Annotated in this window: 20 protein-coding genes and 1 pseudogene; 10 read left to right on the top strand and 11 right to left on the bottom strand. The window is 69.4% G+C overall.

The window, feature by feature from the left end; all coding sequences use genetic code 11:
- The 7 genes and pseudogenes from GXP76_RS12470 to GXP76_RS12440 form a co-directional block, all read left to right on the top strand.
- A pseudogene (locus GXP76_RS12470) lies at positions 1 to 811 on the top strand (aldehyde dehydrogenase (NADP(+))); the annotation flags it as partial.
- Between the two features lie 354 nt (positions 812 to 1,165).
- Entirely contained in the window at positions 1,166 to 1,930 is a 765-nt protein-coding gene (locus GXP76_RS12465; protein WP_242571560.1) for an ABC transporter permease, read from the top strand.
- Between the two features lie 20 nt (positions 1,931 to 1,950).
- Entirely contained in the window at positions 1,951 to 2,976 is a 1,026-nt protein-coding gene (locus GXP76_RS12460) for an ABC transporter substrate-binding protein (protein WP_242571559.1), read from the top strand.
- A gap of 19 nt (positions 2,977 to 2,995) precedes the next feature.
- Complete coding sequence (locus GXP76_RS12455; RefSeq protein ID WP_242571558.1) at positions 2,996 to 3,787, top strand: ABC transporter ATP-binding protein; 792 nt, start codon at positions 2,996 to 2,998, stop codon at positions 3,785 to 3,787.
- Positions 3,788 to 3,837: 50 nt separating this feature from the next.
- Positions 3,838 to 5,487: a M24 family metallopeptidase gene (locus GXP76_RS12450; protein ID WP_242571557.1), complete on the top strand. Its 1,650-nt coding sequence runs from the start codon at positions 3,838 to 3,840 to the stop codon at positions 5,485 to 5,487.
- Between the two features lie 100 nt (positions 5,488 to 5,587).
- Complete coding sequence (locus GXP76_RS12445) at positions 5,588 to 6,049, top strand: RidA family protein (RefSeq protein ID WP_242571556.1); 462 nt, start codon at positions 5,588 to 5,590, stop codon at positions 6,047 to 6,049.
- Positions 6,050 to 6,742: 693 nt separating this feature from the next.
- Entirely contained in the window at positions 6,743 to 6,922 is a 180-nt protein-coding gene (locus GXP76_RS12440) for a hypothetical protein (protein WP_242571555.1), read from the top strand.
- Positions 6,923 to 6,954: 32 nt separating this feature from the next.
- Here GXP76_RS12440 and GXP76_RS12435 read toward each other — a convergent pair whose 3' ends face one another.
- The 4 genes from GXP76_RS12435 to GXP76_RS12420 all read right to left on the bottom strand — a co-directional run bounded on the left by GXP76_RS12435 (position 6,955) and on the right by GXP76_RS12420 (position 11,462).
- The gene (locus GXP76_RS12435; RefSeq protein WP_242571554.1) at positions 6,955 to 7,872 is read right to left on the bottom strand and encodes a carbohydrate ABC transporter permease; all 918 of its coding nucleotides are present in this window, start codon (positions 7,870 to 7,872) and stop codon (positions 6,955 to 6,957) included.
- Entirely contained in the window at positions 7,869 to 8,783 is a 915-nt protein-coding gene (locus GXP76_RS12430; protein ID WP_242571553.1) for a carbohydrate ABC transporter permease, read from the bottom strand. The genes GXP76_RS12435 and GXP76_RS12430 overlap by 4 nt, the downstream gene beginning before the upstream one ends.
- 95 nt (positions 8,784 to 8,878) lie before the next feature.
- Positions 8,879 to 10,237, bottom strand: a complete 1,359-nt coding sequence (locus GXP76_RS12425; RefSeq protein ID WP_242571552.1) for an ABC transporter substrate-binding protein — start codon at positions 10,235 to 10,237, stop codon at positions 8,879 to 8,881.
- A 241-nt stretch (positions 10,238 to 10,478) separates the two neighbouring features.
- Positions 10,479 to 11,462 (bottom strand): ROK family protein, encoded by a 984-nt coding sequence (locus GXP76_RS12420; RefSeq protein WP_242571551.1) that lies wholly within the window; start codon positions 11,460 to 11,462, stop codon positions 10,479 to 10,481.
- A gap of 173 nt (positions 11,463 to 11,635) precedes the next feature.
- Here GXP76_RS12420 and GXP76_RS12415 point away from each other — a divergent pair, with 173 nt between their 5' ends.
- Positions 11,636 to 12,679 (top strand): LacI family DNA-binding transcriptional regulator, encoded by a 1,044-nt coding sequence (locus GXP76_RS12415; protein ID WP_242571550.1) that lies wholly within the window; start codon positions 11,636 to 11,638, stop codon positions 12,677 to 12,679.
- A 188-nt stretch (positions 12,680 to 12,867) separates the two neighbouring features.
- Here GXP76_RS12415 and GXP76_RS12410 read toward each other — a convergent pair whose 3' ends face one another.
- The 4 genes from GXP76_RS12410 to GXP76_RS12395 form a co-directional block, all read right to left on the bottom strand.
- Positions 12,868 to 14,172 carry an aldolase/citrate lyase family protein gene (locus GXP76_RS12410; RefSeq protein WP_242571564.1) on the bottom strand — a complete coding sequence of 435 codons (1,305 nt, stop codon included), beginning with the start codon at positions 14,170 to 14,172 and terminating at the stop codon, positions 12,868 to 12,870.
- Positions 14,173 to 14,364: 192 nt separating this feature from the next.
- A complete protein-coding gene (locus GXP76_RS12405; protein WP_242571549.1) occupies positions 14,365 to 15,327 on the bottom strand; it encodes an electron transfer flavoprotein subunit alpha/FixB family protein in 963 nt (320 codons plus the stop codon).
- Positions 15,328 to 15,417: 90 nt separating this feature from the next.
- Positions 15,418 to 16,209, bottom strand: coding sequence for an electron transfer flavoprotein subunit beta/FixA family protein (locus tag GXP76_RS12400; protein ID WP_242571548.1), 792 nt, complete (start codon positions 16,207 to 16,209; stop codon positions 15,418 to 15,420).
- A 199-nt stretch (positions 16,210 to 16,408) separates the two neighbouring features.
- Positions 16,409 to 16,843: a thioredoxin family protein gene (locus GXP76_RS12395; protein WP_242571563.1), complete on the bottom strand. Its 435-nt coding sequence runs from the start codon at positions 16,841 to 16,843 to the stop codon at positions 16,409 to 16,411.
- 80 nt (positions 16,844 to 16,923) lie between these two features.
- Here GXP76_RS12395 and GXP76_RS12390 point away from each other — a divergent pair, with 80 nt between their 5' ends.
- Positions 16,924 to 17,340, top strand: a complete 417-nt coding sequence (locus GXP76_RS12390; protein WP_242571547.1) for a DUF4395 domain-containing protein — start codon at positions 16,924 to 16,926, stop codon at positions 17,338 to 17,340.
- Positions 17,341 to 17,516: 176 nt separating this feature from the next.
- Positions 17,517 to 18,239: a 1-acyl-sn-glycerol-3-phosphate acyltransferase gene (locus GXP76_RS12385; protein WP_242571546.1), complete on the top strand. Its 723-nt coding sequence runs from the start codon at positions 17,517 to 17,519 to the stop codon at positions 18,237 to 18,239.
- 60 nt (positions 18,240 to 18,299) lie between these two features.
- Here the strand turns inward: GXP76_RS12385 and GXP76_RS12380 are convergent, their stop codons facing one another.
- The 3 genes from GXP76_RS12380 to GXP76_RS12370 all read right to left on the bottom strand — a co-directional run bounded on the left by GXP76_RS12380 (position 18,300) and on the right by GXP76_RS12370 (position 20,951).
- Positions 18,300 to 18,992 carry a B3/4 domain-containing protein gene (locus tag GXP76_RS12380; protein ID WP_242571545.1) on the bottom strand — a complete coding sequence of 231 codons (693 nt, stop codon included), beginning with the start codon at positions 18,990 to 18,992 and terminating at the stop codon, positions 18,300 to 18,302.
- 121 nt (positions 18,993 to 19,113) lie between these two features.
- Positions 19,114 to 20,184 carry a low specificity L-threonine aldolase gene (locus GXP76_RS12375; protein WP_242571562.1) on the bottom strand — a complete coding sequence of 357 codons (1,071 nt, stop codon included), beginning with the start codon at positions 20,182 to 20,184 and terminating at the stop codon, positions 19,114 to 19,116.
- On the bottom strand, positions 20,181 to 20,951 hold the full coding sequence (locus tag GXP76_RS12370; RefSeq protein ID WP_242571561.1) for an SDR family NAD(P)-dependent oxidoreductase: 771 nt from the start codon (positions 20,949 to 20,951) through the stop codon (positions 20,181 to 20,183). The genes GXP76_RS12375 and GXP76_RS12370 overlap by 4 nt, the downstream gene beginning before the upstream one ends.
- Positions 20,952 to 21,009 lie beyond the last annotated feature (58 nt).

Below are 21,009 nucleotides of genomic sequence, written 5' to 3'. Positions count from 1 at the left end.
GATGAGCAGCATCAATCCGGTGCTGCTACTACCCGCGGCGCTCGAATTCCGCGGCGCCGAGCTGGGTGCCGCCTTCGCCGGATCGCTGACGCTCGGCGCCGGACAGTTCTGCACCAACCCCGGTCTGGTGCTGGCGGTCGAAGGACCTGGCCTCGACGCGTTCACGAAGGCCGCTGCCGACGCCGTCGCCGCCGACGCCGGAGCCACCATGCTCACCAAGGGCATCGCCGACCACTACGCCGCCACCGGCGACGCCCTCGCGGCCCGGGAAGGCGTCGAGGAATCCGCACACGGCGGCCGGCCCGACAGTGCGGCGTGTGGCCGCGCCCGGCTGCTGACCGTCGACGGCGCCCGGTTCGCCGCCGACCCGCGGCTGCAGACCGAGATCTTCGGCGCGACGTCCCTGATCGTCCGATGCGCGGACGCCTCCGAGCTGACCGCGGCGGTCGACGCGCTGGAAGGCCAGCTCACCGCGACCGTGCACGCCGACGAGGCCGATCATCCACTCGCCGCGACCCTGCTGCCGCTCCTGGAGGAGCGGGCAGGCCGCGTCCTGTTCGACGGCTGGCCCACCGGGGTCGAGGTCGGACACGCGATGGTGCACGGCGGGCCGTTCCCGGCCACGACCGACCCACGCAGCACTTCCGTCGGAACGCTCGCGATCGAGCGCTTCCTGCGCCCCGTTGCCTACCAGGACGCGCCGACCGCGCTGTTGCCTGCTGAGCTCCGTGACGAAAATCCGCTTGGTGTATGGCGCCGGCTCGACGGTGAACCCGGTCGAGACGCCCGCGCCGTCGACAGCGCCAGCTGACCGTCGGCCGGGTGAGCCGTTGTCCACCTGGCCGAGGTCCGGCCACGCCGGCCACACCCGCGACTGCCCAGTGGCAACCCTTCCAATGTTGTGAGGACGAAATGACACTGCGATGGCTCTCGCCGTCCCCATCGTCGCGCCGGATACCGGCCGCGTCGCCCCTCCCCGCCACAGGTTCCTGTTGGCGTAGTACACACCCCCAGCCCGTAGCCGCGGCCCTGTCCGCGCACGGCGCGCCCTTTGACGGGAGGTTCAGCCATGGCCTCTCCTGAAGTCGGCGAAGCCGGTCCGGAGAACCTGCTTCGGACCTCGCCCGGGGCAGCGCCCGGTGACCCGACGGCAACCAGACCGAGAATGCTCAGCCGTGACTCGATCGTGGTCGGTGCGAAAGCAGTCGCCGGGATCGTCGGACTCTTCGTCGTCTGGCAGCTGCTGGTGATCGTCTTCGACCCGCCGGAGTACCTGGCCGTCGGGCCTCTCGCGGCCTTCGCGGAGCTGATCGAACGGCCCGAGTACTTCGCGAGCAACACTTTCGTCACCTTGCAGGAGGCGCTCGCCGGGTTCGCGCTCGGCACCGCGCTCGGGGTCCTGTGCGGCGCGGCGCTGCATTACTCAAGCACCGTGCGCAGCTTCCTCTACCCCGCGCTCATCGCGATCGACACCATCCCCAAGGTGGCACTCGCACCGCTGTTCATCGTGTGGTTCGGGTTCGGCTTCGAGTCGAAGGCGTTCGTCGCGATGGCCATCGCCTTCTTCCCTCTGGTGATCAACACCTATGACGGCCTGAGCGCGGTGCCCCACGAGCTGCAGGAACTCGCGCGGATCAACAAGGCGTCGCCGTGGAAGAAGATGACGAAGATCGATTTCATCTACGCGATCCCGTCGATCTTCTCCGGAGCGAAGATCTCCATCTCGCTCGCCGTGGGCGGAGCGGTCGTCGGTGAGTTCATCGCCGGCTCGAAGGGGCTGGGATACGTCATCCTCCTCGCCAACAGCCAGGTCGACCTCCCGTCGATGTTCGCGGCCTTCATCGTGCTCGCCGCCATCGCCCTCGCGTTGTTCTTCCTCGTCGACTTCGCGGGACGAAAGCTGGCCCCGTGGAAGAACCACGCGAAGTGAGCGCGGGATCGGAGACTCGAATGCGTAACTCGATCCGCGGGATCTCCGCGATCACCGGGATGGTGCTCCTCGTGACCCTCTCGGGCTGCGTGAGCAGCGGCGGGAAGAATTCGATGACCCTCATGCTCGACGTGGGGTACCTGCCGAAGCACGCCCCGTTCATCTCGGCTGTCGAGCGCGGCTTCTTCAAGGAGGAGGGCCTCGACGTCACGGTCATGCCGGGGTCCGGTTCGACCAACACGGTCACCTCCGTCGTCACGGGCAAGGTCGACGTCGGCTGGGCCGACTTCGGCGCCACCGTCACCGCCCAGGGCAGAGGAGCCGAGGTCAAGCAGGTCAACCTCCTGCAGGCCAGGTCCGCCTACGCGGTCGTCGGCCTCGCGGGCACCGGCATCAAAGGATGGGACGACCTCCCGGGCAAGACCGTCGCCACCGAGGGCGGCGGCGCGATGACCGCGATGTGGCCGCTCGCGATGAACAAGCTGGGACTCAAGGAGGGCGATGTCAACGTCGTCCCCGCCTCCAGCGCGTCGAAGATCCCCGGACTGCTCGCCGGTCAGTGGGACGCCAACCTCGCCCTGTACGTCTCCGACCAGCCGGCCATCGACGCACTCGGCCGGAAGGCCGTCGTACTCAAGTGGTCCGACCTGGGCATCGACCTCTACGGCAACGGGATCGTCGCCTCCGACGAGAAGCTCAAGAAGGATCCCGAGCAGATCCGGCGATTCAACCGGGCGATGCAGAAGGGCTTCCTGTGGGCGTGCGGGCACACGGCCGACGCCGCGAAGGACTTCCAGAAACAGGTCTCGGGCTACGAGACGAAAACCATCACCCTCGCGATCGACGCGCAGTGCGCTCTCAACCGCAGCACCGGTGAGTCGGTGAACCAGTACGGCGTCATGGACGACGCGGGCGTCCAGGAAATCATCGACGTCGCCCAGAAGTTCCTCGGCCTGAAGCAGGGCAGCAACCTCACGCCCGAGGACGTGTACAGCAACTCGTACCTCACGCCGCTGAACTCCACAGAGACCATTCAGGCCCCGTGACGGCCGGACGGAGAGTCACATGAACAGTCACATGAACAACGAGTACGCCATCTCGGTCAACAACGTGAGCAAGACCTACCGTTCCCGGGACGGCCAAGACAACACGGTACTCAAGGGGCTGGACTTCCACGTGAAGCCGGGCCAGTTCGTCTCGATCGTCGGACAGTCGGGCAGCGGGAAGACCACACTGCTCAAGACGATCTCCGGCCTGCAGGAGCCCACCGAGGGCGAGATCATGGTCAAGGGGCGTCCGATCCGCGACGGGATCGAGGACATCGCCATGGTGTTCCAGAGCCCCGTGCTCCTGCCGTGGCGCAACAACATCGACAACGTGCTCCTGCCCCTGGAGTTCCGCGGAACCCGCACCGACGAGTCACGCCGCTACGCCCAGGAACTGCTCGAGATGGTGGGTCTTGGCAACAAGACCAAGCAGTACTCCTACGAGCTCAGCGGTGGTATGCAGCAACGAGTGGCCATCTGCCGCGCGCTCGTCTCCCACCCCTCGCTACTGCTCATGGACGAACCCTTCGGCGCGCTCGACGCCATGACCCGCGATTCGATGAACTTCGAGATCCAGCGCATCTGGCAGACCACGGGGTGCAGCGTCCTCTTCGTGACGCACAGCATCCCCGAGGCGGTCTGGCTCGGCGACCGGGTGGTCGTCATCGGCGACCGCCCCGGCCGGATCGTCGCCGACATCTCGGTCGACCTCCCGCGGCCCCGGGGCAAGGAGCACCGGTTCTCGACGGCTTTCTCCGACTACACCACGGAAATCGAATCCCACATCGGAGTCGTGACCGGAATCAGCTGACCGCCGCCGGCCCGGAAACCGACACCGAAATCGACACCATAGGAGCACCCATGCTGAGCCTCATCGCAGACGCCTCGCAGGTCGAGGCAGCCTACGGACTCAACGCACGCAAGAGCTTCCTGTTCTCCGCGATCCGCCTCGACTCCTACCCGTTCGTCGCACCATTGATCGCGCGGAAGGACGAGCAGCAGTACCTGCTCGTGCGCCAGCAGGAGCAGGGCAACGCTCTCTCCGCCGGGGTCCCGAAGGAGCAGATCAGGTTCTACGCCCCCTGGGTCACGATCGACCCTCGAATCGTCGCCGACACTCCCGCCTCGGCGTCCCTGACGAGCCTGGTGCGGGAACTCGCCGACGGCGCCGCGGTGCACCTCGCCGCCGACATCGTCTACAGCCACTACCTCACGTTGTCCGGCTCCTGCGAGCTGGTCGTCGCCGACCAGGACCCCACTCCGGTCACCGCCTACGAGCTCGATCCCGATGAGGTCCTGGCGGGGTTCGCGTCGTGGCGCGAGACGGGCGTGCGCACCGCGCGCCGGCTCATTGAGAACGTCGAACACCTCTCCGGCCTGGCGGAGGAGTTCACCGCCGGCGAGGACAGCCGTTTCTCGGCGCTGAAAACGCTCGTCGGGGACCGCTCCCTCGACGCGCTGCTCCTCGCCGCACCCCCCAACTTCACCGAGGCGACCGGGTTCGCGCAGCCGGATGGCGCGGTCGGCCTGTGGCTGGCCGGCTCGGACAAGCTGATCGTGCTGGCGCCTGAGGGAACCTCCGGGGTCTCCGGGACGGCCGTCGGCCGGTTCCCGTCCATCGGCGCCGCCGTCCGAGCGCTGACCGACGGCGCGCGGACCGGGGTCGAGGAAGAGTGGATCAGCGTCGGTCTGGCCCGCGAGCTGGAGCGCGAAGGTGCGGAACTGGTCCCGGTCTCGGCAGACCTCGGCCACTGGCGGGACATCCGTGACCACGAGGACCTCGCCTTCCAGGTCGTCGCCGCCCGGGCGAGTGTGTTCGCCATCGAGGAGGCGCTGGCCTGGGCGGAGGAGGGCCTCGACGCCGGCCGCTCTTTCACCGAGCTCGACATCAACGCGGTGTACGTCAAGAAGGTCGCCGAGTTCCGCACGGTGAACGAGATCCCCTTCGGTATCGAGCCGTACTTCACCAACCTCCACTCGTCGAACCGGATGCTCTTCCCCGGCCCGCCGGTCGACTACCCGATCAACGACGAGACGACCTGCATACAGCTCGACGCCGGGGTGCGCGTCGTGTTCGACGGGGTCAACGTCGCCACCTCCGACATGGCTCGCTCGCTGCCTCGCACCCCGGCCGCGAAGGAGGCGTACGAGTTCTTCTTCGACGTGGTGCGTGAGGGGATCATCGGGCAGCTCAAGCCCGGCGTGGTGTGCGAGGACGTGCATGAGGGAACCCTGCGCTACCTGGCGCCGCACCTGGACCGGATGGTCCAGATCGGAATGCTCGGGACGGACGTCGACTTCAACACGGAGTACCGCAAGCGCAACGTCGGCCACCTCATGGGCAAGCAGGAGTCATTCGCCAACGAACTCCGGCCCGGCTACAAGCACGTCCTTGAGGTCGGTTCGTACGGCGCCGCCGAGATCCCATGGCGCTACGAGAACGCGGCGATCGGCACAGAGGACCTCTGGTACATCGGACGCGACCGTACCTACATCGTGAGCAAGCGATGACGGCTGAACCGCTCAAGAGCCAAATCGTTCGCAGGGAGCGGCGCGCTGTACAGAACGCGCGGCCGTGTCGCTCGTCCGACTTGTTGAACCGGGATGCAACATGACTGACGTGCAGGAGCGCCTCAAGGCGCTGTCCATCGAGCTTCCAGTGCTCGGCGCGCCCCGCTACGCCTATGAGGCGACCGCTCGATGGGGCGATCTGCTTTTCGTGTCCGGCCAGATCTCACGGACCGCCTCGGGCGAGACCCTGCGGGGCCGCTTGGGAGATGATGCCACCTTGGCTGATGGAGTGACCGCCGCGAGGACGTCCGCGCTCAATCTCCTGGCGCGCATAGACGACGCAGTCGGCCTCAACAATGTGCAGCAGATACTGAAGCTCAATGCCTGGGCATCGAGTTCACCGACCTTCGTGGACCAGCCGTCGGTGATCGACGGGGCTTCGCAGCTGTTGCTCGACGTCCTGGGCGACGCGGGCCGTCACGCTCGGACGGCCTTGCCGGCCCATGTGCTGCCCCAAGGCGCGCTGGTGGAACTCGACGCCACGATCGCTATCCGCGGCTAGGGCCTGTCTTTTGGATCAGGCCGGTTCAGGGAGCGGGGTCTGGTGCGTGCGATCGCAAGGCGGAGGAGGGAGGCATGGCGGGGCCATGCCTCCCTCCTGCGCTGTCAACGCGGCGAACGTGCGTGCCAGGGACCGCGAGCCCGGCAAGATCCGAAAGACAGGCCCTAGGTCTAAAACTGACGGAGGTTATTGGCGACACGTCGACCGCCAGGACCAGGCGCCCGCCCTCGAACCGGGGCAACGACAGCCCGGCGAGCAAGATCCGCACCTCTCGACGTCGATCCGGCCCCGATCAAGAGCTCCGTACAACGCGCCGGGGCTCGCTCCTTGTCCCCATGGGAGACCAATGGGAGAAAGAGTAAAGCTAGAGCAAGCTGACTAAGGCTGGATATCTACCATGCATTCCAGCAGGTGAGCCGCTGACCAGCGACCTTCTGGGTCACACCGTTGATCCAGACGATCACGGTTCCCCCTCTTTCGTAGCCCCATGTGGATTGCCCGCACCACCCGGCAGTGGAAACACGTGGCCGATTCCGGCTGCCCCGCCGACACCTCGCCGTTGCCGGTCCGTGGCCTGATCGCCACCTCTTACGGAGGCGGTGCGGCGTTCTGCCTCACGGAGCGTTTTGGGCCGGAGCCGTAACACACACGGACGGAGGGTCGTTGGACACGGATGTGACAAGGGGGTATGCGATGCACCGCGTCGTACTGGAGACATTTCCGGCCGGGGACCCGCGGGGGAGCCGGCCCGCCGAGGAGTTCGCGCGGGCTCGGCGGGACGAGGGCACTCCCGCGGAGGTGGTGATGGACCTGGAGTCGGACGTCTTCCTCGTCGTGGTGGTGCCGCAGCAGTCCAGAGAATCCGCCTCCTGAAGAAGTCCCGGCCCTCCACGGCCCCCGCCGGCTCAGCCCTTGCCGGATCCGAGGGTGAGGCCGGCGATGAAGTGCCGCTGGAGCAGCAGGAAGACGATGATCGTCGGCAGGGCCACGATGAGCGACCCGGCCGCCAGGAGGTTGTAGTCCGTGAAAAACTGCCCGCGCAGATTGTTGAGCGCCGAGGTCACCGGCAGTTTGTCGCCGTCGGAGATGAAGACCAGCGCCCACAGGAAGTCGTTGTACATCCAGGTGAACTGGAGCGTGCCGAGGGCCGCGAGGGCCGGCCGGCACAGCGGCAGGGTGATCCGCCAGTACTGCGCCCAGACGCCCGCCCCGTCGACGATCGCGGCCTCCAGGATCTCGATCGGCAGCGTGCGCATGAAGTTGGCCAGGACGAAGACGCAGAAGCCCATCTGGAAGCCGACCTGGACGGCGACGACGGCCCAGTACGAGTCGTACATCGTCATCGAGTCGGACATCCAGTACGGCAGCGGGATCCGGTTGAACAGCACGTACAGCGGCGTGATGATCACCTGCTGCGGCAGCAGGTTGCCCGCCGTGAACAGCATCAGCAGCACGATCGACCCGCGCATCCGCAGCCGCGCGACGGCGAAGGCGACGAACGAGGCGAGGAAGAGCGCGAGCAGCACTCCGGGAACGGCGATGATCAGGGTGTTGACGAAGTACTTCGTCATCCCGGAGTCGGTGAACGCCTGCCGGTAGTAGTCGAGGGACAGCCTGTCGGGCAGCGAGAAGTAACCGCGCTCGGACGTCTCGTCGTACGGCCGCAGCGAGGCGTACACCGCCAGCAGCAGCGGCGCGAGGAACCCAAGCGAGACGGCCATCAGGAAGGCGTGCACACCGAGCCGCCCCGGGGTGACGCGGCGCCTGCGGGCGGGCGTCGGGGCGGCCGGGGCGGCGGTGTCGGCGTGGGCGTGGGCGCTCATCGGGACTTCTCCCCTCGGATCTCCTGGACCAGATACGTCACGACGAAGCCCATGGAGACGACGAGCAGGACGACGGCGATCGCCGATCCGAAGCCGATCCTGCTCGCCTCTCCGATGATGTTGTCGGTGACGAGCACCGAGAGCAGTTCGAGGCCGTTCCTGCCCTTGTTGACGGCGTAGACGATGTCGAAGGCGCGCAGCCCCTCGATCACCGTGATCACGCCGACGATGACGTTGACCGGTCGCAGGGTGGGGAGGACGACCCGGAAAAATGTCTGAGTCTCGCTCGCACCGTCGATGGCCGCCGCCTCCTTGAGAGAGGCGTCGACGGCCTTGAGGCCCGCCAGATAGAGGATCATCACATAGCCGGTGTGACGCCAGGCCGCCGCCAGCAGCACCATCCAGATGTTGATGTCCGGATCGCCGAGCCAGTCGGTGGGATTCGCGGTGTCACCGAGGATCGCGTTGAGCGCGCCCTGGTCGCGGGAGAAGACGAGTTGGGCGATGAAGCCGACGACGGCCAGCGAGAGCACGACCGGCAGATAGATCGTCGACTGGTAGAAACGGCTGAAGCGCACACCGCGGTCGATGAGTACGGCGAGAAGCAGCCCGAACGGGGTGGCGACCAGTCCGAGGAAGGCGAGCCACAGGAGGTTGTGCCGGACGGCGGGCCAGAACTGCGGGTAGTTGGTGAACAGGTTCTCGTAGTTCTCCGTGCCGACCCACTCGATGTCGCTGATGCCGTCCCAGCCGGTGAAGGACAGCACGATCGAGGCGACGGTGGGGCCCCACACGATGACGAGGTCGAGCAGGAGGGGTATGCCCAGCAGCACAGCGAGGACGGCACGGTCCCGGGCGGAGAACCGCCGCGGGCCCCGCCGCCGGGTGCGCCGCGCAGTGAAGATCGCCACGGATCAGAGCTCCTGGTCGGAGTCGGCGGACGGACGACGGACGGAAGGACGGTGCACGCCGCAAAGGCCGGCGGACAGGAGCCCGCCGTCCGGGCTCAGTTGCCGGCGTCGGAGGCGAACAGGGTCTTCTTCTGCCGCTCGATCCCGTTGACCAGCCCGTCGATGTCCTTCGGGTCGTTGATGAAGCTCTGAATGGCCTGGATCATCACCGTGGAGGCGAAGTCGGGCCGGGTGTCGCGGTCCATGAACTGCGATATCTGCTTCGAGCCGGCGATCAGCTCCACCGCCTTCTTCTGCAGCGGTGTGTACTTGGCGATGTCCGCTTCGTCGCTGACCGCGACGTTGTTCGGGTCACCGGCCAGATAGACGTCCTCGGCCCTGCCCGTGGCCAGCCACGACAGCAGGTCCCTGGCGCTCTCCATGGTCCGGTCGTTCTTCAGGCTCTTGGAGTTCTTCGCCAGCAGGAATCCGTCGATGGGGGCCTCGACCGCGTCCTGACCGTGCTCCGGGTTGATCTCGGGGAAGGCGAAGAAGTCGATGTCGTCCTGCTCGGCCTCGGGGAACTGCTGGCCGGGGTGCGGGAGTCCGAAGACGGCCATCCCCGTCTCCTTCTTCTGGAGGCTGCTGGCGGCCTCCTGCCACGTACGGCCGTTGGCGCCCTGCTGGCAGAAGGGGAGGATGGAGCGCCAGGTGTCGAAGACGTCCTTGACGCGCCTGTCGGTCCAGGCCTCCTCGCCCGCCATCAGGGACTTGTGGAACTCGTAGCCGTTGGTGCGCATGTTGATGTAGTCGAAGGTGCCCATCGCGGGCCAGCCGTCCTTGTCGCAGAAGGCGATGGGGGTCAGCTTGTCCTTGCGCATCTGCCTGGCGAGCGCCAGGTACGCGTCGAGGGTGCGCGGCGCCTCGTAGCCGTACTGCGCGAAGACGCTCTTCCGGTGGAAGACCGCCCACGGGTAGTAGTAGTACGGCGTGAGGTACTGCTTGTCGTCGGAGCCGGTCGACTGGGCCCTGAGCGCGTCGGAGAAGCCGGTGTAGTCGCCCCAGAGGTCGCTGATGTCGTGCAACAGCCCCTTCTCGGCGAAGAACTGCATCCGGTAGCCGGCGAACCACATGAAGACGTCGTCCGGCTTGCTCTGCAGATAGCGGCTGATGTTCTCCTGGAAGCTGTTGTGGTCGACGGTGTTGACGTCGACCGTCCGCTTGTCCTTCGACTGCTTCTCGTACGCCGCGAACGCCTGGGCGAACGCCTTCTTGGGGACCGGGTCGGAGGCGTTGGAGCCCACCGTGACGGTCTTTCCGTCACCGCCGGGGCCACCACCGCAGGCGGCGAGCAGCGACGGCAGCGTGATCGCGCCCGCCCCGGCCGCCGCGCCGCGCAGAAGATTTCGCCGGGAGATCGGACGGCCCGCCAGACTCGCCGGTACCGCCGAACCGTTGAACGGAGATCGAGACATGTCCCCCTCCTCAGGGGTTCAACCCAACACAACCGAACGCGAGGATTGGATCTCACTCCCCTGAGTGGGAGCCGTCAAGGGTTCTGACGGGATATCGAACAACCGTTACCCGGCCTCATTCAACAGAGTTGAACAGGCCCCACCGCAAACGCGCGCAAGGGCACAGGGTTGAAGAGAGCGTCGGCGGAGCGACTTTGACGGTTCGTCACATCGCTCTCCGGACGTCTTCCCTGACGGTCTGTCACAGCGCAGTCGGCGCGCTCATCGCCGTGTCGGCCTCTCTCGGCGCGGCGGGCGCGCGGCCCAGCGAGGCAGCCGCGGCGGCTCCCACCAGACCGGCGTTCGTACCGGTCAACGCCGGTGCCACGGTGAGGTTCTGGACGAACGACAGCGTCGCGTACTCGCGCAGCGCCCGGCGCAGCGGCAGGAAGAGCACATCGCCCGCGTTGGCCACTCCCCCGCCGACGACCGCGATGCCGATCTCGACGAGCGTCGCGGTCGCGGCGATCCCCGCGGCAAGTGCCTGCGCGGCGCGCTCGAACGAGGCGATCGCGACCGGGTCGCCGGTACGGGCCGCCGCCGCGACCGCCGCCGCGGAGGTGTCACCGTCCGGGCCGGGCCGCCAGCCGCCCTCCAGCGCTCGCCGGGCGATGTTCGGTCCGCTGGCGATGCGCTCGACGCAGCCGCGCCCGCCGCACGGGCAGAGGTCGCCGTCGAGGTCGACGCTGATGTGGCCGATGTGGCCCGAGTTGCCGGAGGGGCCGGGGTGGAGCTTGCCGCCGAGCACCAGTCCGCCGCCGACGCCGGTGGAGACCACCATGCACAGGGCGTTGTCGTGGCCGCGGGCCGCGCCCTGCCAGTGTTCGGCGGCCGTCATGGCGACACCGTCGCCGACGAGCGTCACCGGCAGGCCGCCGGTGGCCCGCCGGACCCGCTCCACCAGCGGGAAGCCGCGCCAGCCGGGGACGTTCACCGGGCTGACGGTGCCGGCCGCCGCGTCCACGGGCCCCGCGCTGCCGATGCCGAGAGCCGTCGCGCGCGTCCACAGCGGCGAGGCACCGACCTCCGCCAGCACCTCCGTGACCGCGCGCATCACCGACTCGCCGTCCTCGGTCGCCGGGGTCGGCCGGCGAGCCTGTACGAGAATCCTCCCGTCGCCGTCCACCAACGCCCCGGCGATCTTGGTACCGCCGATGTCGAGAGCGGCTACGAGGTCGTTATGCATCAGTGTCGGATCTCCAGTGGACGAGTGTTCCCCGCGGGCGGGGGTTGGTGTGGACGCGCGTGGGACCTGCGGGTTCGTGGAACAGTCTCCATTCACCTGACAACGTTGTCCAGGGCCTATGCTCAACGCCACAAGCCTTGCACGACAACCGAACGACGACAGGACAGCGCACCGTGGCCGACACCGCCCGTCACCCTGAGCCCCGCTACGGTAATCGGCCCACCATGAAAGACGTGGCAGCCCGTGCCGGTGTCGGCCTCAAGACGGTGTCGCGCGTGGTCAACGCGGAGCCGGGCGTGACCCCCGACACCGAGCGGCGCGTCCAGGAGGCCATCGACGCGCTGGGCTTCCGCCGCAACGACTCGGCGCGGGTGCTGCGCAAGGGCCGTACCGCCAGTATCGGACTGGTACTCGAAGATCTGGCCGACCCGTTCTACGGCCCGCTGAACCGGGCGATCGAGGAGGTCGCGCGCGCCCACGGCGCGCTGCTGATCAACGGGTCGAGCGCCGAGGACCCGGACCGCGAGCAGGAGTTGGTGCTCGCCCTGTGCGCGCGCCGCGTGGACGGGCTGATCATCATTCCCGCCGGTGACGACCACCGCTATCTGGAGCCGGAGATCAAGGCCGGGGTCGCGACGGTCTTCGTGGACCGTCCCGCCGGCCGGATCGAGGCGGACGCCGTGCTCTCCGACAGCTTCGGCGGCGCGCGTTCGGGCACCGCCCACCTGGTCGCCCACGGCCACCGGCGGATCGGTTTCATCGGCGACCAGCCGCGGATCCACACGGCGGTCGAGCGGCTGCGCGGCTACCGCGCGGCGATGGCCGAGGCCGGTCTGCCGGTGGAGGACTCCTGGGTGTCGCTGGGCACGACCGTTCCCGAGCGGGTCCACGAGGCCGTCGTCTCGATGCTCGACGCCCCGGAGCCCGTCACCGCGATCCTCACCGGCAACAACCGTGTGACGGTGACGGTCGTACGGGCGCTGGCCGCGCACGAGCGGCCCGTCGCCCTGGTCGGCTTCGACGACATCGAGCTGGCCGACCTGCTGAACCCCGGGGTCACGGTCATCGCGCAGGACGCGGCCACCCTGGGGCGTACGGCGGCGGAGCGGCTGTTCCGCAGGCTGGACGGGGCGGCCGAGGCGCCCGGCCGGGTGGTGGTCCCCACCAGGCTGATCGCGCGCGGCTCGGGTGAACTGCCGCCGCCGGCCGACCGGTAGACCCGGCGGCCGGGTCGGTACGTCCGGCTGGGCCGTGTCCGACAAATGGCGCGTCCGCCCGCAGGGCGGGCGCCGGCAGCGGCTGATGCGGTGCATCGCAAGGTGGGGCCGGGCCCCGGCCAGCCGACGACAACGCGGCGAGGTGCCGTGCCCGCCGCCACGGGCCGGGGGGACTTCGAAGACAGGCCCTACGGCGCCGAGACCGTCAGGTCCGCGCGGCGCGGGGCCGCGTAGCTCCCCAGCTCGGCGCGGGAGAGCCCGGTCAGCCGGGTGACCTCGTCGCCGTCGAGGGCCCCGCAGTCCAGTCCGCGCAGCAGGTAGCCGCTGAGCGCCTTGGCGGTGGCGGGTTCGTCCATCACGTCGCCGCCGGCCTTGGACACGTACGCGGCGAGTCGCGCGGCGGCCTGCTCCAGTCCCTCGCGGTAGAAGGCGTAGACGGCCGCGTAGCGCGTGGGCAGGTGGCCGGGGTGCATGTCCCAGCCCTGGTAGTAGGCGCGGGCCAGGGCGCGGCGAGTGAGCCCGTAGTGGAGCCGCCACGCCTCGTGGACCTGGGCGGTGGGGCCGACGGGCAGCACGTTGGTCGAGCCGTCGCAGACGCGGACGCCGGTGCCGGCGGCGGCGACCTGCATGACGGCCTTGGCGTGGTCGGCGGCCGGGTGGTCGCTCGACTGGTAGGCGGCGCTGACGCCGACGCAGGCGCTGTAGTCGAAGGTGCCGTAGTGCAGTCCGGTCGCGCGGCCGTCCGCCGCGACGATCATCCGGGCCACCGCGGCGGTGCCGTCCGCGGCGAGGATGGACTGGCTGGTCTCGATCTGGATCTCGAAGCCGATCCGGCCGCGCTCCAGCCCCCGGGCCTTCTCGAACTCCTCCGTCAGCCGCACCATCGCGGCGACCTGTTCGGGATAGGTGACCTTGGGCAGCGTGAGTACGAGCCCTTCGGGGAGTCCGCCGGCCTCCATCAGTCCGCTGAGGAAGATGTCGAGGGTGCGGATGGCCCGGTCCCGTACGGGGGCCTCCAGGCACTTCATCCGGATGCCCGTGTACGGGGCCGCGGTGCCGTCGGCGTACGCCGCGTGGACGAGGCGCGCGGCGCGCGCGGCGGCGAGGTCCTCCTCCTCGTCGGAGCGCGGTCCGTAGCCGTCCTCGAAATCGATCCGCAGGTCTTCGACGGGCTCGCGCTCCAGCTTGGCCCGCACCCGCTCGTACAGGGGTTCCGCGAGTTCGCCGGGGAGGCCGAGGGCGCGCGCCAGTGAGCCGGCGTCGGGGGCGTGTTCGTCGAGGGTGGCGAGGGCCCGGTCGCCCCAGGAGCGGACGGTGCCCGCGTCGAAGGCGTCGGCGGGGACGTAGACGGTGTGGACGGGCTGGCGGGTGCCGGGGTCTCCCGGGTACCGGCGGGCGAGTTCGGCGTCGACCGGCGCGAGCGAGGCGCTGATACTCGCGCCGACCGCGCCCGCGAGGCTCGTCGTCACCTTCTCCTGCTGGCCCTGACCCATTCCCACGCCTCCGTCTGCCGCGCTCGATTTTCCGCTATACGGAATGCGTCATCCGCATGGTGAAGTTAATCGCCCGATCCGGGATGCGTCAATGGTCGCCCGGCGCGGGCGGGGAGGCGAGCGCACATCACACGGGGGCCGCGCGGCGGTGATCCCGCCGCGCGGCCCCCGGGAGATGCCGTGACTCAGCCCTCAGCCCTTGCGCGCCTTGATGGCCTCGGTGAGCTGGGGGACGACCTGGAAGAGGTCGCCGACCACGCCGTAGTCGACGAGGTCGAAGATGGGCGCCTCGGCGTCCTTGTTGATCGCGACGATCGTCTTCGACGTCTGCATGCCGGCCCGGTGCTGGATCGCGCCCGAGATGCCGGAGGCGATGTACAGCTGCGGGGAGACCGACTTGCCGGTCTGGCCGACCTGGTTGGAGTGCGGGTACCAGCCGGCGTCGACGGCGGCGCGCGAGGCGCCGACGGCCGCGCCGAGGGAGTCGGCGAGCGCCTCGATGATCGCGAAGTTCTCGGCGCCGTTGACGCCGCGTCCGCCGGAGACGACGATCGCGGCCTCGGTCAGCTCCGGGCGCCCCGTGGACTCGCGCGGGGTGCGGTCGACGACCTTGGTGCCGGTGGCCGCCTCACCGAAGGTGACGGCCAGCGCCTCGACGGTGCCCGCGGCGGCGGCCGGCTCGACGGGGGCCGCGTTGGGCTTCACCGTGATGACCGGAGTGCCCTTGGTGACGCGGGAGTTGGTGGTGTACGCGGCGGCGAACACGGACTGTGTCGCCACCGGGCCCTGGTCGCCGGCCTGGAGGTCGATCGCGTCGGTGATCAGACCCGAGCCGATGCGCACCGCGAGACGGGCGGCGATCTCCTTGCCCTCGGCGGAGGACGGGACGAGTACGGCGGCCGGAGACACGCTCTCGTAAGCGGCCTGGAGCGCGTCGACCTTCGGGACGACGAGGTAGTCGGCGAACTCGGGGGCGTCGGCGGTCAGCACCTTCACCGCGCCGTGCTCCGCCAGCTTGGCGGCGGTGTCGGCGGCGCCCGCGCCGAGCGAGACGGCGACGGGGTCACCGAGGCGACGGGCCAGCGTCAGCAGCTCCAGGGTGGGCTTGCGGACGGCACCGTCCACATGATCGACATAGACGAGGACTTCAGCCATGGGTTCTGTTCTCCTGCGAATGCGTGTGCGTGAGGGTTCCGGGACCGGCTACTGCGGCGGCACGGGGCGTGGCCCGGGTGCCGCGTTCCGTCAGATGAACTTCTGGCTCACGAGGAACTCGGCCAGTTCGTCGCCGCCCTTGCCCTCGTCGTTGACGATCGTGCCCGCCGTACGGGCGGGGCGCTCCGTGGCGGAGTCGACCGCCGTCCACGCGCCTTCGAGGCCGACGTCCCCGGCCTCGATGTCCAGGTCCCCCAGGTCCAGGGACTCCACCGGCTTCTTCTTCGCCGCCATGATCCCCTTGAACGAGGGGTAGCGGGCCTCGCCCGACTGGTCCGTGACCGACACGACGGCCGGCAGGGACGCTTCGAGCCGGACCGTCGCCGCGTCGCCGTCGCGGCGGCCCTTGACGGTCCCGCCGTCGACCGACACCTCGGACAGCAGGGTCACCTGCGGGACGCCCAGGCGCTCCGAGAGCATCGCGGGCAGTACGCCCATCGTGCCGTCGGTGGAGGCCATTCCGCAGATCACCAGGTCGTAGCCGGTCTTCTCGATCGCCTTCGCGAGGACCAGCGAGGTGCCGAGGGCGTCCGTGCCGTGCAGATCGTCGTCCTCGACGTGGACCGCCTTGTCGGCGCCCATCGACAGCGCCTTGCGCAGCGCGTCCTTGGCGTCCTCGGGGCCCACCGTCAGCACGGTGACCTCCGCGTCGTCACCGGTGTGGTCCCCGGCGATCTGGAGCGCCTGCTCGACCGCGTACTCGTCCAGCTCGGACAGCAGACCGTCCACATCGTCACGGTCCAGCGTCAGGTCATCGGCGAAATGCCGGTCGCCCGTGGCGTCGGGCACGTACTTCACACAGACAACGATCCTCAAGCTCACGCCGGCTCTCCTACTGCATCGTCATTTCTGGGCTGCCTTGTTGCTCGCAGCATAGGCGCCTGATGGGAGGTTTTCCGGTCAGGTCGACCGGCGCACCGACCATAATATTACTCGCCGGTACATTGATCTGTTGCCCGCTGACCGACCGCTTCGAACTGTGACGTTCCCAACGCCCCACCGGCCCGCCGGCCGGGAACTCTCAGCCGCTCGGCGTCGTGCCCGACACGGCCACGCCCAGCGCGGCGATCACATCGGCCCTGCGCGGCGCTCCCGCCGCCCGGCGGACGATCCGGCCCGCCGCGTCGAGGACGAGCACCGTCGGCGTTCTGAGGATGCCCAACTCGCGCACCAGCTCAAGGCGGTCCTCGGCGTCGAGTTCCACATGGGCGACGCCGTCGACCATGCCGGTCACCTCGGCGAGCGTGCGCCTGGTCGCGCGGCAGGGCTGGCAGAACGCGCTGGAGAACTGGACGAGCGTGGCACGCTCCCCCAACTCCGCGCCCAACTCGGCCGCGCCGAGCCGCCTTTCGCCGTCACGCCCGCGCACCTTGAGCCTCCCGTTCGTACGGCGGTGCAGCACACCGAAGAGACTCGCCGCCGCGAGCACCGCCACGCACACCATCACTCCGGTCACCGTCATCCCAGGTGGAGCGTTCACACGACCGCAAAATATTCCGCGTTCCCGGCCGGGCGGCCCTGAGTGATGCTGGTGTCATGAACATAGATGTCAGGGGCCCCCGCTTCGGCGCGGCCGTCACCGCCGCCGTCCTGGCCGTGGTGCTCGTCACCGGCAGCGGCGCGCTCCTGGGCTGGCAGGCCCTGTGTTTCGCGGTGGGCGCGCTGGCCGGTGTGGGGCGCTCGCCGTACGGATGGCTGTTCCGCACCGTCGTACGGCCGAGGCTCGGACCGCCCACGGAGTTCGAGTCCCCGCGGCCGCCGCGCTTCGCCCAGGCGGTCGGACTGGTCTTCGCCGTGGCCGGGTTGGCGGGCCATCTGTGGGGTCCGCTCTGGCTCGCCCTGGCCGCCACCGCCTGCGCGCTGGCCGCCGCCTTCCTCAACGCCGCCTTCGCCTACTGCCTCGGCTGCGAGCTGTATCTCCTGCTGCGCCGCACGACCGCCGCCCCGCGTTGAGCTGCGGCGAACGTGCCGGACAACCGGGAATGACGTGATGAGAATCTCGCTCCGCGCCGTCGGCAGGACTGGCCACAGGCCCTCGTTTGGGGCACGATCTGCCCAATGCCGAAAACCTACGGCTGCGTAACTTCCGTCGGGAGAACCCTCCCCGGGAACAGAAGGGTCTCCTCCAGATGGCAGAGCTCGTCTACCGGCCGGTCGTCGGCGCCGCCCGCACGATGTTCAAGGCGCTGGACCTCAAGATCGAGACTCAGGGCTCCGAGAACATCCCGCGTACCGGCGGCGCCGTGCTCGTCAGCAACCACATCAGCTATCTGGACTTCGTCTTCACCGGGCTCACCGCGCTCCCCCAGAAGCGGCTCGTGCGCTTCATGGCGAAGGACTCCGTCTTCCGTCACAAGGTCTCGGGGCCGCTCATGCGCGGCATGAAACACATCCCGGTCGACCGGAAGCAGGGCGAGAGCGCCTACGCGCACGCGCTCGACTCGCTGCGCTCCGGCGAGATCGTCGGTGTGTTCCCCGAGGCGACCATCTCCCAGTCGTTCACGCTCAAGTCCTTCAAGTCGGGCGCGGCGCGCCTGGCGCAGGAGGCGGGTGTGCCGCTGATCCCGATGGCGCTGTGGGGCACCCAGCGGATCTGGACCAAGGGACGCCCGCGCAACTTCCGGCGCAGCCACATCCCCGTGACGATGCGGGTCGGTGAGCCGCTGGAGGCTCCCACCGACCAGTACGCGGGGGCGATCACGCGGCGGCTGCGCGAGCGGGTGCAGGAGCTGCTCGAAGCGGCCCAGCGCGCCTATCCGGTACGGCCCAGGGACGCGAGCGACACCTGGTGGGTACCGGCGCACCTCGGCGGTACGGCTCCGACACCGGCCGAGGTCCGCGAGGCCAACTGAGCGGGCCCCGGCGGCGACCGCACCGAAACGTCACTGCTGGAGCGGTCGCCGGGTGGGACGTCAGCCCGCGGGGTGGACGGTGATCCGTGCCCCGGGGCTCAACTTCTCCAGGGATTCGGCGAGTTCGGTACCCGCGGCGTCAAGTGCCGCGCGGCTCATGGGGGCCAGGCTCTCCAGCAGGAAGACCGCGTTGACCGACTCCTCGGTGAGCCGGGTACGCACGCCCTGGCGCCAGTTCCAGCGACGGCAGGTGACGCCCTCGTCGTCGCGCCACACCACCTCGCCGGCGTCCGGGTGTTCGACGACGGGCTCGCCGCCCGCGGCGGTGTGGAACGGTTCGTCGCCGGTGGCCCGTACGAGCCGCATGGCGCCCACGACGCTGTCGATGTCCTCGCCGCCGACGGGGATCAGATGGGCCACGCTGATCGCGTTGTAGAGATCGACCAGGAGATTGATCCGGGGCAGACCGCCGTCGGCGAGCGCCCGCTTGGCCAGCGCCTCGGCGGAGTTGCGGGTACGGGACGGCTTGCTGCCGAAGGCCGAGTACGCCGCGCGCCAGGCGACCATGTGCGGGTCCTCGTGCGGCGCGCGCCCGTCGAGGCGTTCGGTGAGCCGGCGGGCGGCGTCGTCCAGCAGCGCCGAACTGGCCTCGTTGCTGGGGCCGTTCACCAGGCCGTGGGCCTCGACGGCGAGCGGGGTGAAGCCGGGGACGAGGGTGTGCACCTCGTCCGACACGGTGAGAGTCAGGGTCATCGTCAGCCTTGCCTCGGGACATACGGAAGCGGTGCACCACGGCACACCATGAGGTCCACTGTAATGCACCGCCCAGCCCGAGGTTCCCGCTCCTGGGTGAGGGCTTGTCTTGTTTCAGGCGCTAATCGGCCATCTCTTCCTTGAGGGCCTGGACGAACGCGTCGACGTCGTCCTCGGTGGTGTCGAAGGCGCACATCCAGCGCACGTCGCCCGCCGCCTCGTCCCAGAAGTAGAAGCGGAATCGCCGCTGGAGGCGGACGCTCACGTCGTGCGGCAGCCGGGCGAAGACGGCGTTGGCCTGGACGGGGTGCAGGATCTCGACGCCGTCGATCCCGCGTACGCCGTCGGCGAGCCGCTGCGCCATCGCGTTGCTGTGCCGGGCGTTGCGCAGCCACAGATCACCGGCGAGCAGCGCCTCCAACTGCACGGAGACGAACCGCATCTTGGAGCTGAGCTGCATCGACAGCTTGCGCAGCCGCTTCATCGCGCGCACCGCGTCCGGGTCGATCACGACGACGGCCTCGCCGAAGATCGCGCCGTTCTTCGTGCCGCCGTAACTCAGCACGTCCACACCGACGGTGTTGGTGAAGGTGCGCATCGGCACGTCGAGGAAGGCGGCGGCGTTGGATATCCGGGCCCCGTCGAGATGGACCTTCATGCCCCGCCCGTGGGCGTGCTCGCACAGCGCCCGGATCTCGTCCGGGGTGTAGACCGTGCCCAGTTCGGTGTTCTGGGTGATCGACACGACCTGCGGCATGGCACGGTGCTCGTCGTCGAAGCCCCAGGCCTGCCGGTCGACCAGCTCCGGGGTGAGTTTGCCGTCCGGGGTCGGCACGCTCAGCAGTTTGAGCCCGCCGACCCGCTCGGGCGCCCCGCCCTCGTCCACGTTGATGTGCGCGGACTCGGCGCAGATCACCGCGCCCCAGCGGTCGGTCATGGCCTGGAGCGCGACGACGTTCGCCCCGGTGCCGTTGAAGACGGGGTACGCCTTCGCGGTGGGGCCGAAGTGGCCGTGCATGACGCGCTGGAGGTGGTCGGTGTACTCGTCCTCGCCGTACGCGATCTGGTGACCGCCGTTGGCGAGGGCGAGCGCGGCCAGGACCTCGGGGTGGGCGCCGGCGTAGTTGTCGCTGGCGAAACCGCGCGTCTCGGGGTCGTGGTGCGCACGCGCGGCCGTCGTACGGGCCCTCATGACTCGGGGGTCAGCCACAGGCGGTTTCCGTTCACTTCACCGGCGGGCCGGTCCCAGACTCCGGCGATGGCGTCGGCCAGCTCTCCGGCGTCCGTGAAGCCCGCGAACTTCGCATTGGGGCGCTCGGCGCGCATCGCGTCGTGCACCAGTGCCTTGATGACCAGGATCGCAGCCGCCGCGCGCGGTCCCTCATCGCCCCCGGCCTTGCGGAAGTCGTCACCCAGCGCCAGCGTCCAGGCCTCGGCCGCCGCCTTGGCCGCCGCGTAGGCGGCGTTGCCCGCCGTGGGCCTGCTCGCGCCGGCGGCGCTGACCAGTACGTAGCGGCCCCGGTCGCTGCGCAGCAGCCCGTCGTGGAAGGCGAGGGAGGTGTGCTGGACGGTGCGGATCAGCAGCTTCTCCAGCAGGTCCCAGTCGGCGAGGTCGGTGTCGGCGAAGGTCTTGCCGCCGCGCCAGCCGCCGACGAGGTGGACCAGCCCGTCGACACCGCTCCGGCCCTTCCCGTGGTCCTGCTCGACCCTGGCCGCCCAGGCGCGGGTGGCCGCCGGATCGAGGAGGTCGACTGTGTCGCCGGTGACGGTGGCGCCGCTGTGGGCCCGGCGTGCGGCGTCGACGGCCTCGGCGAGGCTCTCCGCGTCCGCGTCGGCGCCGACGACGGTCGCTCCGGCCGCGGCGAGGCGCAGCAGGGTCGCGCGCCCTGCGGGCCCGCCGGCGCCCGCGACCGCCACGAGGGCGCCGTCCAGCGCGCCCGTTCCGCCGCTTCCGCTCATGGTCGTCGTCTCCGTCATTCCGGTGTCCCCCGTGTCGGCGTTGTCGTTGTCGGCGTGG

It is taken from the genome of Streptomyces sp. NP-1717 (assembly GCF_022695985.1).
GTDB lineage: Bacteria > Actinomycetota > Actinomycetes > Streptomycetales > Streptomycetaceae > Streptomyces.
The sequence above is the reverse complement of the archived record's forward strand: the minus strand, read 5'-3'. Positions and strand labels throughout refer to the sequence as shown.

What these genes read in the sequence shown, in the direction of transcription:
- GXP76_RS12375 (WP_242571562.1), bottom strand. Translation starts at nt 20,184, where the DNA reads ATGAGGGCCCGTACGACGGCCGCGCGTGCGCACCACGACCCCGAGACG.
- GXP76_RS12370 (WP_242571561.1), bottom strand. Translation starts at nt 20,951, where the DNA reads ATGAGCGGAAGCGGCGGAACGGGCGCGCTGGACGGCGCCCTCGTGGCG.
- GXP76_RS12380 (WP_242571545.1), bottom strand. Translation starts at nt 18,992, where the DNA reads ATGACCCTGACTCTCACCGTGTCGGACGAGGTGCACACCCTCGTCCCC.
- GXP76_RS12385 (WP_242571546.1), top strand. Translation starts at nt 17,517, where the DNA reads ATGGCAGAGCTCGTCTACCGGCCGGTCGTCGGCGCCGCCCGCACGATG.
- GXP76_RS12425 (WP_242571552.1), bottom strand. Translation starts at nt 10,237, where the DNA reads ATGTCTCGATCTCCGTTCAACGGTTCGGCGGTACCGGCGAGTCTGGCG.
- GXP76_RS12465 (WP_242571560.1), top strand. Translation starts at nt 1,166, where the DNA reads ATGCTCAGCCGTGACTCGATCGTGGTCGGTGCGAAAGCAGTCGCCGGG.
- GXP76_RS12405 (WP_242571549.1), bottom strand. Translation starts at nt 15,327, where the DNA reads ATGGCTGAAGTCCTCGTCTATGTCGATCATGTGGACGGTGCCGTCCGC.
- GXP76_RS12390 (WP_242571547.1), top strand. Translation starts at nt 16,924, where the DNA reads ATGAACATAGATGTCAGGGGCCCCCGCTTCGGCGCGGCCGTCACCGCC.
- GXP76_RS12435 (WP_242571554.1), bottom strand. Translation starts at nt 7,872, where the DNA reads ATGAGCGCCCACGCCCACGCCGACACCGCCGCCCCGGCCGCCCCGACG.
- GXP76_RS12445 (WP_242571556.1), top strand. Translation starts at nt 5,588, where the DNA reads ATGACTGACGTGCAGGAGCGCCTCAAGGCGCTGTCCATCGAGCTTCCA.
- GXP76_RS12410 (WP_242571564.1), bottom strand. Translation starts at nt 14,172, where the DNA reads ATGGGTCAGGGCCAGCAGGAGAAGGTGACGACGAGCCTCGCGGGCGCG.
- GXP76_RS12450 (WP_242571557.1), top strand. Translation starts at nt 3,838, where the DNA reads ATGCTGAGCCTCATCGCAGACGCCTCGCAGGTCGAGGCAGCCTACGGA.
- GXP76_RS12455 (WP_242571558.1), top strand. Translation starts at nt 2,996, where the DNA reads ATGAACAGTCACATGAACAACGAGTACGCCATCTCGGTCAACAACGTG.
- GXP76_RS12440 (WP_242571555.1), top strand. Translation starts at nt 6,743, where the DNA reads ATGCACCGCGTCGTACTGGAGACATTTCCGGCCGGGGACCCGCGGGGG.
- GXP76_RS12460 (WP_242571559.1), top strand. Translation starts at nt 1,951, where the DNA reads ATGCGTAACTCGATCCGCGGGATCTCCGCGATCACCGGGATGGTGCTC.
- GXP76_RS12420 (WP_242571551.1), bottom strand. Translation starts at nt 11,462, where the DNA reads ATGCATAACGACCTCGTAGCCGCTCTCGACATCGGCGGTACCAAGATC.